Origin of the sequence: Streptomyces sp. GbtcB6 (assembly GCF_019091475.1) — a bacterium.
Classification (GTDB): domain Bacteria; phylum Actinomycetota; class Actinomycetes; order Streptomycetales; family Streptomycetaceae; genus Streptomyces; species Streptomyces hyaluromycini.
This window is the reverse complement of sequence record NZ_JAGXJL010000249.1, coordinates 1-294: the sequence shown is the minus strand read 5'-3', so window position 1 is coordinate 294 and position 294 is coordinate 1. Positions and strand designations below refer to the sequence as shown.

The window sequence follows — 294 nt, the reverse complement described above, 5'->3', positions numbered from 1 at the left end:
GCAGCCGGGTCCGCCACACGTCGGGATCCGTCTCGTACGCGTGCAACACCCGTACGCCGTATCCGCCCCGCACGCCGCCGCCTCCGTCGTCGTCGCCGTCGGACAGTCGTCGGCGGACCGTCTCCCTCAGGATGACGTGGAGGTCGTGGACGACTCCTCGTGAGGTGTCGGTGAGTCCGGCCGCCGCCCCCGTGGCCAACGCCGTGGCCACCAACTCCACTTCGGTCACGCGGACCCCCTTCGGTTGTGCGGGTTGTGCGATGTCGTCTCCATGACCATGGCTGGGGGTGCTGC

The 294-nt window shown here is 70.1% G+C and carries 1 pseudogene; it reads right to left on the bottom strand.

The features are described 5' to 3' along the window. A pseudogene (locus KVT45_RS55305) lies at positions 1 to 229 on the bottom strand (hypothetical protein); the annotation flags it as partial. Positions 230 to 294: the final 65 nt, after the last annotated feature.